Annotated in this window: 8 protein-coding genes and 3 rRNA genes; 6 read left to right on the top strand and 5 right to left on the bottom strand. The window is 65.2% G+C overall.

The features are described 5' to 3' along the window. Positions 1-219 precede the first annotated feature (219 nt). A complete protein-coding gene (gene ahcY / locus OHA64_RS19370; RefSeq protein WP_405614639.1) occupies positions 220-1,674 on the top strand; it encodes an adenosylhomocysteinase in 1,455 nt (484 codons plus the stop codon). A 214-nt stretch (positions 1,675-1,888) separates the two neighbouring features. Continuing rightward, positions 1,889-2,503 (top strand): hypothetical protein, encoded by a 615-nt coding sequence (locus tag OHA64_RS19365; RefSeq protein WP_405614637.1) that lies wholly within the window; start codon positions 1,889-1,891, stop codon positions 2,501-2,503. Positions 2,504-2,682: 179 nt separating this feature from the next. On the opposite strand, the gene OHA64_RS19360 is transcribed toward OHA64_RS19365, so the two are convergent. Continuing rightward, positions 2,683-3,687, bottom strand: coding sequence for an RDD family protein (locus OHA64_RS19360; RefSeq protein WP_405614635.1), 1,005 nt, complete (start codon positions 3,685-3,687; stop codon positions 2,683-2,685). Between the two features lie 130 nt (positions 3,688-3,817). On the opposite strand from OHA64_RS19360, the gene OHA64_RS19355 reads away from it, so the two are divergent. From OHA64_RS19355 to rrf, 4 genes are all read left to right on the top strand, one after another. Continuing rightward, entirely contained in the window at positions 3,818-4,825 is a 1,008-nt protein-coding gene (locus tag OHA64_RS19355; protein ID WP_405614632.1) for a stage II sporulation protein M, read from the top strand. Between the two features lie 567 nt (positions 4,826-5,392). Next, positions 5,393-6,918 (top strand): 16S ribosomal RNA (locus OHA64_RS19350). 319 nt (positions 6,919-7,237) lie between these two features. After that, positions 7,238-10,360, top strand: a 23S ribosomal RNA gene (locus OHA64_RS19345). Between the two features lie 92 nt (positions 10,361-10,452). Then, positions 10,453-10,569, top strand: a 5S ribosomal RNA gene (rrf, locus tag OHA64_RS19340). The 16S, 23S and 5S rRNA genes sit together here, the layout of an rRNA operon. 103 nt (positions 10,570-10,672) lie before the next feature. Here rrf and OHA64_RS19335 read toward each other — a convergent pair. The 4 genes from OHA64_RS19335 to OHA64_RS19320 are packed head-to-tail and all read right to left on the bottom strand — an operon-like array spanning position 10,673 to position 14,992. Further along, positions 10,673-11,983: a DUF58 domain-containing protein gene (locus OHA64_RS19335; RefSeq protein ID WP_405614630.1), complete on the bottom strand. Its 1,311-nt coding sequence runs from the start codon at positions 11,981-11,983 to the stop codon at positions 10,673-10,675. Continuing rightward, positions 11,983-12,972 (bottom strand): AAA family ATPase, encoded by a 990-nt coding sequence (locus tag OHA64_RS19330; RefSeq protein ID WP_405624023.1) that lies wholly within the window; start codon positions 12,970-12,972, stop codon positions 11,983-11,985. The genes OHA64_RS19335 and OHA64_RS19330 overlap by 1 nt, the downstream gene beginning before the upstream one ends. Beyond that, positions 12,972-14,171, bottom strand: coding sequence for a DUF4350 domain-containing protein (locus OHA64_RS19325; RefSeq protein ID WP_405614628.1), 1,200 nt, complete (start codon positions 14,169-14,171; stop codon positions 12,972-12,974). Before OHA64_RS19325 ends, OHA64_RS19330 begins: the two co-directional genes overlap by 1 nt. Then, positions 14,168-14,992, bottom strand: coding sequence for a DUF4129 domain-containing protein (locus tag OHA64_RS19320; RefSeq protein ID WP_405614626.1), 825 nt, complete (start codon positions 14,990-14,992; stop codon positions 14,168-14,170). The genes OHA64_RS19325 and OHA64_RS19320 overlap by 4 nt, the downstream gene beginning before the upstream one ends.

Genomic DNA, 14,992 nt, shown 5'->3' with positions numbered 1-14,992 from the left:
GTGGCCGGGCCCACCGGTGTAGCTTGGGTCGGAGCCAGACGTCGCTGCTGATGGCGGTCGGGCGGTCCCACCGCGGACCGACCGAGGGAGAGAGGGCCTCCGACGGACTGCGCTGCGCACATGCGGGCATGCCCCGTGCCCTCTTTCGGGCACCTTTGTGTCCGCCGCCGCGCAGAACAGCCGTACCCACCTCGCCCCAACCCCGAGGAGCAGCACGTAATGACGACTGTCGACAACCAGGACTTCAAGGTCGCCGACCTCTCCCTGGCCGAGTTCGGCCGCAAGGAGATCACCCTCGCCGAGCACGAGATGCCCGGCCTGATGGCGATCCGCAAGGAGTACGCCGAGACGCAGCCCCTGGCCGGCGCGCGCGTCACCGGCTCCCTGCACATGACCGTTCAGACCGCGGTCCTCATCGAGACCCTGACCGCTCTGGGCGCCGAGGTCCGCTGGGCCTCCTGCAACATCTTCTCCACCCAGGACCACGCGGCCGCCGCCATCGCCGTCGGCCCGAACGGCACGCCCGACAACCCGCAGGGCATCCCGGTCTTCGCCTGGAAGGGCGAGACCCTGGACGAGTACTGGTGGTGCACGGAGCAGGCCCTGACCTGGCCGAACACCCCCACCGGCGGCCCGAACATGATCCTGGACGACGGCGGTGACGCCACCCTCCTCGTCCACAAGGGCGTCGAGTACGAGAAGGACGGCAAGGTCCCGGACGTCGACACCGCCGAGTCCGACGAGCACCGCGTCATCCTCGAACTCCTGCACCGCACCATCACGGACGGCTCGCAGAAGTGGACCCAACTCGCCTCGGAGATCCGCGGCGTGACCGAGGAGACCACGACCGGCGTCCACCGCCTGTACGAGATGCAGCGCGACGGCGTCCTCCTGTTCCCGGCGATCAACGTCAATGACGCCGTCACCAAGTCGAAGTTCGACAACAAGTACGGCTGCCGCCACTCCCTGATCGACGGCATCAACCGCGCCACCGACGTCCTCATCGGCGGCAAGACCGCCGTTGTCTGCGGCTACGGCGACGTGGGCAAGGGCTGCGCGGAGTCCCTGCGCGGGCAGGGCGCCCGCGTGATCGTCACCGAGATCGACCCGATCTGCGCTCTGCAGGCAGCGATGGACGGCTACCAGGTCACGACGCTGGACGAGGTCATCGACAAGGGCGACATCTTCGTCACCACGACCGGCAACAAGGACATCATCATGGCCTCGGACATGGCCAAGATGAAGCACCAGGCGATCATCGGCAACATCGGCCACTTCGACAACGAGATCGACATGGCCGGCCTCGCGAAGATCCCGGGCATCGTCAAGGACGAGGTCAAGCCGCAGGTGCACACCTGGAAGTTCCCCGACGGCAAGGTGCTCATCGTCCTGTCCGAGGGCCGCCTGCTGAACCTGGGCAACGCCACCGGTCACCCGTCGTTCGTGATGTCCAACTCCTTCGCGGACCAGACCCTGGCCCAGATCGAGCTGTTCACCAAGCCCGACGAGTACCCGACCGACGTCTACGTGCTGCCCAAGCACCTCGACGAGAAGGTCGCCCGCCTCCACCTGGACGCGCTCGGCGTCAAGCTCACCCAGCTCCGCCCCGAGCAGGCCTCGTACATCGGTGTCGAGGTCGACGGCCCGTACAAGTCGGACCACTACCGCTACTGACCGGACCAGTGCCGCCGCTGAGGGGTTCAGCGCCCTGTACCCCCGCTGAACGCCTCAGCCACCGAGTCCGGGCCGCAGCTGTGATGAACGCGTCGGTGCGCTGACTCGCTCATCACCAGCAGTGCCTCCAAGGCAGGCCCCCGCACCCCCGTGCCGGGGGCCTGCCCCTTTGGCCGCTGTTGCCCGGACCAGCCCGTCAAGCCTCAGGACCCCGATGCCCCGCGGCCGTTATTCGCTCCACGATCCGCACGATCACACCCCCCTCGCGGAAGAGCACTTCCACTGCGCCCCCGGACCGTCCGGCTGGCGGTACGTCTCCCAACTGACCACCCCCTCGGGCGACCACAGCGGCTCCGTCGACCTCACCCTCGACGAACTGGGCCGCCCCATCCGCCTCGAACTTCACGCCGCGAGCTGGCAGGTCCGCGGCGCCGCCATCGACGGCGTCACCTGGGTCCGCACGGACCCCACCGGAATCCATGCCACGGAAGGCAGCGTGCGCGCCCACGCCTTCACCGGCACATCCCCGGCCTTTCTCATCGCCACCACGCGTCTCCTGCGCCTCGCCCCCTCCAACTCGGCCACCCGCGTACGCCTCGTCGCCCTCACCGACCCGGTCCTCGCCCCGCGCACCGTGGACCAGTCCTGGGCCTTGCTGAAGATCGAAGCACACGCCACTGACAACGGCCCCCTGACCGTGGAGGAATACCAGGTCACAGCGCTGGACACCGGTGAGCAGCACACGGTGCACATCTCCGGCGACGTGGTGCTCGCGGCTCCCGGCATCGAACTGGAGGACCTCGACTCGCCACCATCCGTATTCGCCTGAGCAGGCGGAGTGGGAGTGGACGGAGACGGGGTCGGAGTGGGATGAGGGGGGGACGAGCCTGCCTGGAACGGGCGGGGCGGGCGGGGTGGAGCGCATTACGCGGCGTGAGGCAGAGACCTGGGTGGCGCGGGCTCGGGCAGACCGACGCTCCCGCAGACCCGCCGCCGACTCCTCGCAGATTATGCGGGCGGCGCGAACCCGGTACCGGAACCGCGGTCGGACCGACCCGGATCGTCGTGGGGGGCAGCAGGCCGGGCCCCGGTGACGTCTACGGAGAGTCGTGGAGTGACCGAGCGCGGGTCGGCCGGAGGCCCGAAAGACCCCGGCGCCCCATGCGCAGCACCGGCACCGATCGACGACGTGCCCGGACCCGTACCGCTTCCGGTACCAAGGCCGGTGCCGGTATCCGTCGCCGCTCCCGCGGCCGTGGCTGCACGGGCGACGGAGCTCCGGCGAATCTCCCGGGCCTGACGCTCCTGCACCACCGCCGCCAGATACGCGGCCGACGGAACCCCCTGCGGAGCCGGAGCCCCCGTGTGAGCCGCGAGGTCGGAGGCGAGCCGTTCCGCCATGGCCCAACCGACCTGCGGATCCAACTGCTGCATTCGCGTCAGGTACTGACGGATCGCGAGCCACAGGCCGTCGGGTACGGCCGACAGATCGAGTTCCGAGAAACGGCCGGACAGCCACGGCGGTGGCGGCGGCACGAAGCCCATCTGCGCAGTCGGCACCCGTTCCCGTACGACCAGAGTTCCCGCGAACACATCACCGAGCCGGCGCCCGCGTGCCGACACCAGCGAAGCGATGCAGGCAACGACCCCGAACGTCATCAGGATCTCCACCGTGCCTATCGCCCCCCGCACCAGCGCGTGCCGGAATCGGATCGGCCCGCCATCGTCCCGCACCACGCGCAGCCCGCACGCCAGCTTCCCGAGCGAACGCCCATGGCTGAGTGTCTCGACCGCAATCGGCCCACCCACCAGCACCAGGAGGAACACGGCGATCGACAGCGCGATCTGCGCTGCCTCATCCATGGACGAAGTGGAAGCCACCAGAACGATCGTCACGACGATGTACGCGGTGACGGCCAACACCAGATCGATCAGGACGGCCAACGCCCTGCTGGGCAACTTCGCAGGACGCAACTCAAGCGCCACCGCCTCACCAGTCACCAGCTCACTCACGCCCGCCGCCCTTCCCCTGACCTGCCCTGTGAACAGCCAGTCTGCCAAGCTGAGGGCGCATCGCGCCGCAGTACGACAAGCTGACATCCACGACGAACCGCCGACGACCAACGGAGGAGCAGACAAACCGATGGACCTCGACGTCTTCGTCACCGCACACCGAGCGGAGTGGGACCGGCTGGACGCCCTGCTGCGACGCCAGCGCCGTCTCACCGGAGCCGAGGCTGACGAACTCGTCGCTCTCTACCAACGCACCGCCACCCACCTCTCGCTGATCCAGTCCAGCGCCCCGGACCCACAGTTGACCGGCCGGCTCAGTCAACTGGTGGCACGCGCGCGTAGTGCTGTGACCGGCACGCGACGCGCCTCCTGGCGCGACGTCACCCGCTTCCTCACGCACGGTTTCCCTGCCGCCGTCTACCGGTCCCGCCACTGGTGGGTGCCCACCGCGCTCCTGTCCACGGTCGTCGCGGCTCTTCTGGGCTGGTGGATCGGCACCCATCCCGAGGTGCAGGCCACCATCGCGGCACCGAGCGATCTGCGCGAGCTCACCCGCCCGGGTGGCGAGTACGAGACGTACTACTCCAGCCACCCGGCGGCCTCCTTCGCCGCCCAGGTCTGGACGAACAACGCCCAAGCTGCAGCCATGTGCCTCGTCCTTGGCGTCTTCCTCGGTCTGCCAGTGCTCTGGATCCTTTTCCAGAACATGCTCAACCTCGGCGTCGGCTTCGGACTGATGTCGTCGGCCGGCCGCCTCGACACCTTCCTGGGCCTCATCCTCCCGCACGGCCTGCTCGAACTGACCGCGGTCTTCGTGGCCGCCGGCACAGGACTGCGCCTGGGCTGGACCCTGATCGACCCCGGCCCGCGCTCCCGACGCTCGGCCCTGGCGGAGGAAGGCCGAGCTGCCGTGGGCATGGCGATAGGACTCGCGCTGGTCCTCTTCGTCTCCGGCGCCATCGAAGGCTTCGTCACTCCGTCCGGCCTGCCCACCTGGGCCCGCATCGGCATCGGCATCGGAGCGGAGCTGGCCTTCCTCGCCTACGTCTATGTCCTGGGCGGTCGCGCGGCCCGAGCCGGCGACACGGGCGATGTCGAGGCAGCCGAACGCAGCGCCACTGTCCCGACCGCTGCCTGATGTGCGGATGCCGCGGCTGAACTGCTACTGTCTCCTTCGCCCCACAAGAGCCGTTGACACGGATCGCGTGGGGAGGTAGATTCGAACAGTTGCCTGGAGCTCGGTTGAACCGGCTCGGCGACAGTGAGTGTCTGTCGGCTTCGAGAACTTTGATTCCACAGAAGCCACCCTCCCGATGAATCGGAAATGATGCCCGGTCAATCCGGTCCAAAACTTCTGATAATGTTGGGACCGCCGGAAAGGGAAACGCGGAAGCGGGAACCTGGAAAGCACCGAGGAAATCGGATCGCGAAAAGGTCTGATAGAGTCGGGAACGCAAGACCGAAGGGAAGCGCCCGGAGGAAAGCCTGAGAGAGTCTCTCGGGTGAGTACAAAGGAAGCGTCCGTTCCTTGAGAACTCAACAGCGTGCCAAAAGTCAACGCCAGATATGTTGATACCCCGTCTCTCTCAGTCATTGAGAGGGCGAGGTTCCTTTGAAGAAAACACAGCGAGGACGCTGTGAACGGCCGGGCTTATTCCGCCTGACTGTTCCGCTCTCGTGGTGTCATCCCGATTACGGGAGAACATTCACGGAGAGTTTGATCCTGGCTCAGGACGAACGCTGGCGGCGTGCTTAACACATGCAAGTCGAACGATGAACCACTTCGGTGGGGATTAGTGGCGAACGGGTGAGTAACACGTGGGCAATCTGCCCTTCACTCTGGGACAAGCCCTGGAAACGGGGTCTAATACCGGATAACACTTCCATTCTCCTGAATGGTGGTTAAAAGCTCCGGCGGTGAAGGATGAGCCCGCGGCCTATCAGCTTGTTGGTGAGGTAATGGCTCACCAAGGCGACGACGGGTAGCCGGCCTGAGAGGGCGACCGGCCACACTGGGACTGAGACACGGCCCAGACTCCTACGGGAGGCAGCAGTGGGGAATATTGCACAATGGGCGAAAGCCTGATGCAGCGACGCCGCGTGAGGGATGACGGCCTTCGGGTTGTAAACCTCTTTCAGCAGGGAAGAAGCGAAAGTGACGGTACCTGCAGAAGAAGCGCCGGCTAACTACGTGCCAGCAGCCGCGGTAATACGTAGGGCGCAAGCGTTGTCCGGAATTATTGGGCGTAAAGAGCTCGTAGGCGGCTTGTCACGTCGGGTGTGAAAGCCCGGGGCTTAACCCCGGGTCTGCATTCGATACGGGCTAGCTAGAGTGTGGTAGGGGAGATCGGAATTCCTGGTGTAGCGGTGAAATGCGCAGATATCAGGAGGAACACCGGTGGCGAAGGCGGATCTCTGGGCCATTACTGACGCTGAGGAGCGAAAGCGTGGGGAGCGAACAGGATTAGATACCCTGGTAGTCCACGCCGTAAACGGTGGGAACTAGGTGTTGGCGACATTCCACGTCGTCGGTGCCGCAGCTAACGCATTAAGTTCCCCGCCTGGGGAGTACGGCCGCAAGGCTAAAACTCAAAGGAATTGACGGGGGCCCGCACAAGCAGCGGAGCATGTGGCTTAATTCGACGCAACGCGAAGAACCTTACCAAGGCTTGACATACACCGGAAAGCATCAGAGATGGTGCCCCCCTTGTGGTCGGTGTACAGGTGGTGCATGGCTGTCGTCAGCTCGTGTCGTGAGATGTTGGGTTAAGTCCCGCAACGAGCGCAACCCTTGTTCTGTGTTGCCAGCATGCCCTTCGGGGTGATGGGGACTCACAGGAGACCGCCGGGGTCAACTCGGAGGAAGGTGGGGACGACGTCAAGTCATCATGCCCCTTATGTCTTGGGCTGCACACGTGCTACAATGGCAGGTACAATGAGCTGCGATACCGTGAGGTGGAGCGAATCTCAAAAAGCCTGTCTCAGTTCGGATTGGGGTCTGCAACTCGACCCCATGAAGTCGGAGTTGCTAGTAATCGCAGATCAGCATTGCTGCGGTGAATACGTTCCCGGGCCTTGTACACACCGCCCGTCACGTCACGAAAGTCGGTAACACCCGAAGCCGGTGGCCCAACCCCTTGTGGGAGGGAGCTGTCGAAGGTGGGACTGGCGATTGGGACGAAGTCGTAACAAGGTAGCCGTACCGGAAGGTGCGGCTGGATCACCTCCTTTCTAAGGAGCACTTCTTACCGATCCCTCCGGGGTGAGGTCAGAGGCCAGTACATCGGCGAATGTCCGGTGCTGGTTGCTCAAGGGTGGAACGTTGACTATTCGGCATACTTGATCGTCTTCTCCTTCCAGTACTGCTCTTCGGAGCGTGGAACGTTGAGGGAAGCGGCAGGGATGCCGGGCACGCTGTTGGGTGTCTGAGGGTACGGGCTTGAGAGTCTGGATCTTCAGTTGCCGGCCCCAGTGCACTCGAACCGGTTGGTTCGGGGTGATGGGTGGCTGGTCGTTGTTTGAGAACTGCACAGTGGACGCGAGCATCTGTGGCCAAGTTTTTAAGGGCGCACGGTGGATGCCTTGGCACCAGGAACCGATGAAGGACGTGGGAGGCCACGATAGGCCCCGGGGAGTCGTCAACCAGGCTTTGATCCGGGGGTGTCCGAATGGGGAAACCCGGCAGTCGTCATGGGCTGTCACCCTTGCCTGAACACATAGGGCAAGTGGAGGGAACGCGGGGAAGTGAAACATCTCAGTACCCGCAGGAAGAGAAAACAACCGTGATTCCGGGAGTAGTGGCGAGCGAAACCGGATGAGGCTAAACCGTATACGTGTGAGACCCGGCAGGGGTTGCGTATGCGGGGTTGTGGGATCTCTCTTCTGTCGTCTGCCGGCGGCAGGGCGAGTCAGAAACCGTTGATGTAGGCGAAGGACATGCGAAAGGTCCGGCGTAGAGGGTAAGACCCCCGTAGTCGAAACGTCAACGGCTCGTTTGAGAGACACCCAAGTAGCACGGGGCCCGAGAAATCCCGTGTGAATCTGGCGGGACCACCCGCTAAGCCTAAATATTCCCTGGTGACCGATAGCGGATAGTACCGTGAGGGAATGGTGAAAAGTACCGCGGGAGCGGAGTGAAATAGTACCTGAAACCGTGTGCCTACAAGCCGTGGGAGCGTCGCGCATCAAGCTTGCTTGGTGCGTCGTGACTGCGTGCCTTTTGAAGAATGAGCCTGCGAGTTTGCGGTGTGTTGCGAGGTTAACCCGGGTGGGGTAGCCGTAGCGAAAGCGAGTCCGAACAGGGCGTTTCAGTAGCACGCTCAAGACCCGAAGCGGAGTGATCTAGCCATGGGCAGGTTGAAGCGGAGGTAAGACTTCGTGGAGGACCGAACCCACCAGGGTTGAAAACCTGGGGGATGACCTGTGGTTAGGGGTGAAAGGCCAATCAAACTCCGTGATAGCTGGTTCTCCCCGAAATGCATTTAGGTGCAGCGTCGTGTGTTTCTTGCCGGAGGTAGAGCACTGGATAGGCGATGGGCCCTACCGGGTTACTGACCTTAGCCAAACTCCGAATGCCGGTAAGTGAGAGCGCGGCAGTGAGACTGTGGGGGATAAGCTCCATGGTCGAGAGGGAAACAGCCCAGAGCATCGACTAAGGCCCCTAAGCGTACGCTAAGTGGGAAAGGATGTGGAGTCGCACAGACAACCAGGAGGTTGGCTTAGAAGCAGCCACCCTTGAAAGAGTGCGTAATAGCTCACTGGTCTAGTGATTCCGCGCCGACAATGTAGCGGGGCTCAAGCGTACCGCCGAAGTCGTGTCATTGCAGCATGAGGGCCAACGCCCGCTGTGATGGGTAGGGGAGCGTCGTGTGCCGGGTGAAGCCGCCGTGTAAGCGAGTGGTGGACGGTTCACGAGTGAGAATGCAGGCATGAGTAGCGATACACACGTGGGAAACGTGTGCGCCGATTGACTAAGGGTTCCTGGGTCAAGCTGATCTGCCCAGGGTAAGTCGGGACCTAAGGCGAGGCCGACAGGCGTAGTCGATGGATAACCGGTTGATATTCCGGTACCCGCTGTGAAGCGTCAAACATTGAATCAGGCGATGCTAAGTCCGTGAAGCCGTTCCGGACCCTTCGGGGAAAGGAAAGTGGTGGAGCCGACGGACCAGACTTGTAGTAGGTGAGTGATGGGGTGACGCAGGAAGGTAGTCCATCCCGGGCGGTGGTTGTCCCGGGGTAAGGGTGTAGGACGTCAGGTAGGTAAATCCGCCTGGCAATAGTCTGAGACCTGATGCCGAGCCGATTGTGGTGAAGTGGATGATCCTATGCTGTCGAGAAAAGCCTCTAGCGAGTTTCATGGCGGCCCGTACCCTAAACCGACTCAGGTGGTCAGGTAGAGAATACCGAGGCGTTCGGGTGAACTATGGTTAAGGAACTCGGCAAAATGCCCCCGTAACTTCGGGAGAAGGGGGGCCATCACTGGTGAGAGGACGTGCTCCTCGAGCTGGGGGTGGCCGCAGAGACCAGCGAGAAGCGACTGTTTACTAAAAACACAGGTCCGTGCGAAGCCGTAAGGCGATGTATACGGACTGACGCCTGCCCGGTGCTGGAACGTTAAGGGGACCGGTTAGTCAGGATTCGTCTTGGCGAAGCTGAGAACTTAAGCGCCAGTAAACGGCGGTGGTAACTATAACCATCCTAAGGTAGCGAAATTCCTTGTCGGGTAAGTTCCGACCTGCACGAATGGCGTAACGACTTCTCGACTGTCTCAACCATAGGCCCGGTGAAATTGCACTACGAGTAAAGATGCTCGTTTCGCGCAGCAGGACGGAAAGACCCCGGGACCTTTACTACAGTTTGATATTGGTGTTCGGTTCGGCTTGTGTAGGATAGCTGGGAGACTGTGAAGCTTGGACGCCAGTTCAGGTGGAGTCGTCGTTGAAATACCAGTCTGGTCGTGCTGGATGTCTAACCTGGGTCCGTGATCCGGATCAGGGACAGTGTCTGATGGGTAGTTTAACTGGGGCGGTTGCCTCCTAAAGAGTAACGGAGGCGCCCAAAGGTTCCCTCAGCCTGGTTGGCAATCAGGTGTTGAGTGTAAGTGCACAAGGGAGCTTGACTGTGAGACCGACGGGTCGAGCAGGGACGAAAGTCGGGACTAGTGATCCGGCGGTGGCTTGTGGAAGCGCCGTCGCTCAACGGATAAAAGGTACCCCGGGGATAACAGGCTGATCTTCCCCAAGAGTCCATATCGACGGGATGGTTTGGCACCTCGATGTCGGCTCGTCGCATCCTGGGGCTGGAGTCGGTCCCAAGGGTTGGGCTGTTCGCCCATTAAAGCGGTACGCGAGCTGGGTTTAGAACGTCGTGAGACAGTTCGGTCCCTATCCGCTGCGCGCGTAGGAATATTGAGAAGGGCTGTCCCTAGTACGAGAGGACCGGGACGGACGAACCTCTGGTGTGCCAGTTGTTCTGCCAAGGGCATGGCTGGTTGGCTACGTTCGGGAGGGATAACCGCTGAAAGCATCTAAGCGGGAAGCCTGCTTCGAGATGAGTATTCCCACCCCCTTTGAGGGGTTAAGGCTCCCAGTAGACGACTGGGTTGATAGGCCGGATCTGGAAGCACGGTAACGTGTGGAGGTGACCGGTACTAATAGGCCGAGGGCTTGTCCTCAGTTGCTCGCGTCCACTGTGTTGGTTCTGAAACCACGAACAGCCCCATACCCAGGGCCACGGGTGTGGTGCGGCAGTTCAGTTTCATAGTGTTTCGGTGGTTTTAGCGTGAGGGAAACGCCCGGTTACATTCCGAACCCGGAAGCTAAGCCTTACAGCGCCGATGGTACTGCAGGGGGGACCCTGTGGGAGAGTAGGACGCCGCCGAACAATTTTTGGGAAAACCCCCGTGCCATGGGCACGGGGGTTTTCTGCGTTTAAGGGGACTGGGCAGGCGGGGCGCCCTGTCCCCTTAAATCTCAGGGATCTCGGATTAGAGACGGCCCGCTGCCTTGAGTGCCAGATATGCGTCTGCCAGTGCGGGAGCCAGATCGTCGGGTGTCGCGTCGACGACCGTTACGCCGTGCCGACGGAGTTGTTCCGCGATGCGGTGGCGCTCGGTCTGAGCCTGGGCGGCGGCTGCGGCCTCGTAGATGGCATCGGTGTTGCCCCGTGCTGTGGCCATGCGGGCGATATGTGGGTCTGCGACCGAAGCGAGCAGGACCGTGTGTCGCTGGGTGAGTTGAGAAAGGACCGGCAACAGGCCCTGTTCGACGGGAGCTGTGTCGAGCGTCGTGAGCAGGACGATCAGTGAGCGGCGCGGGGCGAATCTGAGTGCCGTGGCCGCGAGACCTCGGGCGTCCGTTTCGACGAGTTCGGGTTCGAGGGTGGCCATCGCGTTGACCATGGCCGGCAGGACATCGCCTGCTGAGCGGCCCTGGACGAGGGCACGTACTCGACGGTCGTATGCGAGAAGGTCGGTGCGGTCGCCGGCGCGGGAGGCCAGGGCCGACAGGAGCAGGGCCGCGTCCATGGAGGCATCGAGGCGTGGAGCGTCGCCCACCCGGCCGGCGGAGGTGCGGCCGGTGTCGAGGACCAGGAGGATGTGGCGGTCGCGTTCGGGGCGCCAGGTGCGTACCGCGACCGTGGTCTGACGGGCCGTGGCTCGCCAGTCGATGGAGCGGGTGTCGTCGCCGGGGACGTACTCGCGGAGGCTGTCGAATTCCGTGCCCTCGCCACGGGTGAGGACGCTGGTGCGGCCGTCCAGTTCGCGCAGGCGGGCCAGCTTGGAGGGCAGGTGCTTGCGGCTGGTGAACGGGGGGAGGACGCGTACCGTCCAGGGGGCCCGGTGGGTGCCCTGGCGGGAGAGCAGGCCGAGGGGGCCGTAGGAACGGATCGTGACGCGGTCCGTCTGGCGGTCGCCGCGGCGAGTTGGTCGCAGTCGAGTGGTCGCGCGGCGGCGTTCGCCCGCGGGCACCGTCAGACGGTGACGGGAGGCCCCGACTTCGGTGCCGGGCTGCCAGCTGCTGGGGGGCCAGGCGTCGCGCAGGTGGGCGCGGAGCGTCCGGCGGGACGGGTTGGTGATCGTGAGGGTGACGTCCACGGGGTCTCCGAGGCGTGCAGAGGTGTCGCCGGAACGGGTCAGGCCGAGGCGTCGTACCGGGGCTGCCAGGGCGAAGTCGCAGGCGCAGGCCACAGCCAGGGGGGCGTTGACGGCGAGCAGGCCTGTCCAGCCGGGTTCCCAGATACCCACGGGGAGGGAGCCCAGGGCCGCGAGGAGGGCGGCGCGCCCGGTGAGTGCCATCAGCGGGGAACGGGGACGTGGGCGAGGATCGCGTTGATGACGGAGTCGGCCGTCACGCCTTCCATTTCGGCCTCCGGGCGGAGCTGTACGCGGTGGCGGAGGGTGGGGAGCGCGAGTGCTTTGACGTCGTCGGGGGTGACGTAGTCGCGGCCGGTCAGCCAAGCCCAGGCGCGGGCCGTGGCGAGCAGGGCCGTCGCGCCACGCGGAGAGACGCCGAGGGTGCAGGAGGGCGATTCGCGGGTGGCTCGGCAGATGTCGACCACGTAGGCGGTGATTTCCGGGGAGATCGTTGTCTTGGCGACCGCGGCGCGGGCGGCGTCCAGGTCGGCGGGACCCGCGACGGGGCGTACGCCGGCGGCGTGCAGGTCGCGCGGGTTGAAGCCCTCGGCGTGCCGGGTGAGGACGTCGATCTCGTCCTGGCGGGAAGGGAGGGGGATCGTCAGTTTGAGGAGGAAACGATCCAGCTGTGCTTCGGGCAGGGGGTACGTGCCCTCGTACTCGACGGGGTTCTGGGTCGCGGCGACCAGGAATGGTTCGGGGAGCGGGCGCGGGGTGCCGTCGACCGTGACCTGGCGTTCCTCCATGGCTTCCAGGAGGGACGACTGGGTCTTGGGCGGGGTCCGGTTGATCTCGTCGGCCAGGAGGAGGTTGGTGAAGACAGGGCCGGGCTGGAAAGAGAACTCTGCGGAGCGGGAGTCGTAGACGAGGGAACCGGTCACGTCGCTCGGCATCAGGTCGGGGGTGAACTGGACGCGTTTTGTGTCGAGCTCGAGTGCGGATGCGAGGGTGCGGACGAGCAACGTCTTGGCGACCCCGGGGACTCCTTCGAGGAGAACGTGTCCGCGGCACAGGAGGGCGACGACGAGGCCGGTCACGGCGGGGTCCTGGCCGACCACGGCTTTGGCGATCTCGGCGCGCAGGGCTTCCAGGGAGGCGCGGGCGGTGCCCGGGTCCCCGGTGTGCCCTGCGTTGTCAGTGGTCGGGTCCATCATGGACGGCGTACCTCTCTTTCGAGGGCGTCGAGTTGGTCGGCGAGGGAGATGAGGGCCGTGTCGTCGCTGGGCGACGGGCCGAAGAGGAGAGAGTGCCTTGCCTGTCCGTCTCCGGGGCTGTGGAGGTGGGCGGACAGGGCGGGCAGCAGGGCTTCGGGCGAATTCGCCTGGGTCACGGGGACGCCTACGAGGGGGGCGAGGCGCGTGCGAGTGGTGGAGCGAAGAGCGGTGGCCGCGCGGTCGCGGGCGTTGGCCTTGCGGTAGAGGCGGGCGCGGCCTTCGACGGTTTCGGAGGCGCGGATCGCCACGGGGAGTCTTTCGGGCACGAGCGGGCCGAGTCGGCGTGCTCTCCAGAGGGCGGCGAGTGCCGCGGCGATGAAGAGCTGCAGCGTGCCCCAGAGCCAGCCCGACGGGAGCAGATCGAAGAAGCCTTTTTCGTCGTCGGTGTCGGCGGCTGAGTCGGAGAGGGAGGGGAGGTACCAGACCACATGGGGGCGGGTGCCGAGGAGTTGGAGGGCGAGCGAGGCGTTGCCCTGCTCGTCGAGGGTGTCGTTGTAGAGGATGTCGGGCGCGCCGAGCGCGATCGTGTCGCCGTCGCCGGACGTGTCCGGCATGCGTACCAGGGTGGCCAGACGCTCGCTGGGGTAGCACTCGTCGGCGCCGGGTCGGGTGACTGTGTAGCGGATGCCGCCGGTGTCCGCCGCGCCGGCGCGGCGGGCGGCGGGCAGGTCGCATACGGGGGAGAGCGTGGAGTCGAGGCTGGTGGCGGGGCTGGCGACGATGCCGGGGGCGAGCCGTTCGACGGACGAGCTGCCCGGGGCGACAAGGACGGTACGGCCTCCTGTGCCGGCGGTGGCGGCGTGCAGCCGACTCTGCTGACGTTCGGTCAGCAGGTCCGGGACGGCTACCAGGAGGGTGGTGTCCGGGTCGGCGGCGGCGCGCGCTTCGGCCAGGGTGGTGACCACCCGCGTGGAGACCCCTCGGTCGGCGAGGAGTTCGGCGACGGCGCGACTGCCGTAGTCAGTGGCGGAGCGCGGGTCGAGGCTGCCTTCGTGAGTGTCGGAGCGGATCGCCGCGATGGCGATGGCCCCCGCCACAAGAAAGACAAGGGCGAGGATGACGCCTCGCGCGCGAGTCCACACCTGGCGGGTGGTGGGCGAGACCGACGTGGAGGGAAGGGTGACCTCGGTGGTCATCCGGCGGCTCCCCGGTGGTCATCGTGGCCTGCACTGTGGCTGCTGCTGCTGCTCGCGAGTTGTGGTTTGGTGCGGTCGAGATCGCGGTCGAGTTCGGCGATGCGGTGGTACGACTGCTCGCTCGCCCTTCGGCCGCCGTATGTCACGTCGTCGAAGTCCCGGGCGGCGGTGCGCAGCCGGTCCGCTTGGGAGGGCAGGGTGCGGCCCGCCTCCACGGCAGCCTCGTCGGCGGTGCGGCCGGGGCGGGTGTCGAGAAGGGTGCGTTCCTCCAGGGATCGGACGATGGCCCGCATGCGTTCCTGGACGGCCTGGTTCCAATGGCCCTGGGCGGCGTGGGCCTCGGCGGCCGCGCGGTGTTCGGCGGCGCTGCGGGGCCGGTCGTCGAACAGGACGGACGCGGAGGTCGGTTCGCGGCGTGGGGTGCCCAGACGCCACCACAGGGCGGCCAGGACCGCGAGTACGGCCACGATGATGACGACCAGGCCGAGCGGCCCTCCGGGTGTCGCGGACGAGGCCGCGTTGAACAGTTTGTCGACCCAGTCCCAGAACGCGTCCAGGGCTCGTTGGAACAGGCCGGGGTCGTTCTCGTGGTACATCCGTTTGGACAGCTCGCGCCGGGCCGCCTCCCGCGCGGGGTCGCGAGGAATTGTCAGCGGCGGTGCGTCGTCGGAGCGCGACAGCGACAGGACGGACGCGGCGTCGGCGGTGCGCAGGACCGCCCTCACGGATGTGTCGCCGGCGCGCAGCACGAGTCGTACGGCCGAGTCGGCAGCGTCCGGCAGTGCCGGTACGGCTGTGAGAAATCCCCCCGCCGGATTCAC

It is taken from the genome of Streptomyces sp. NBC_00076 (assembly GCF_045041235.1).
In the GTDB taxonomy this organism is placed as follows: Bacteria; Actinomycetota; Actinomycetes; order Streptomycetales; family Streptomycetaceae; genus Streptomyces.
Note: the sequence above shows the minus strand (reverse complement) of the source record. Positions and strands in the feature narration are given on the sequence as shown.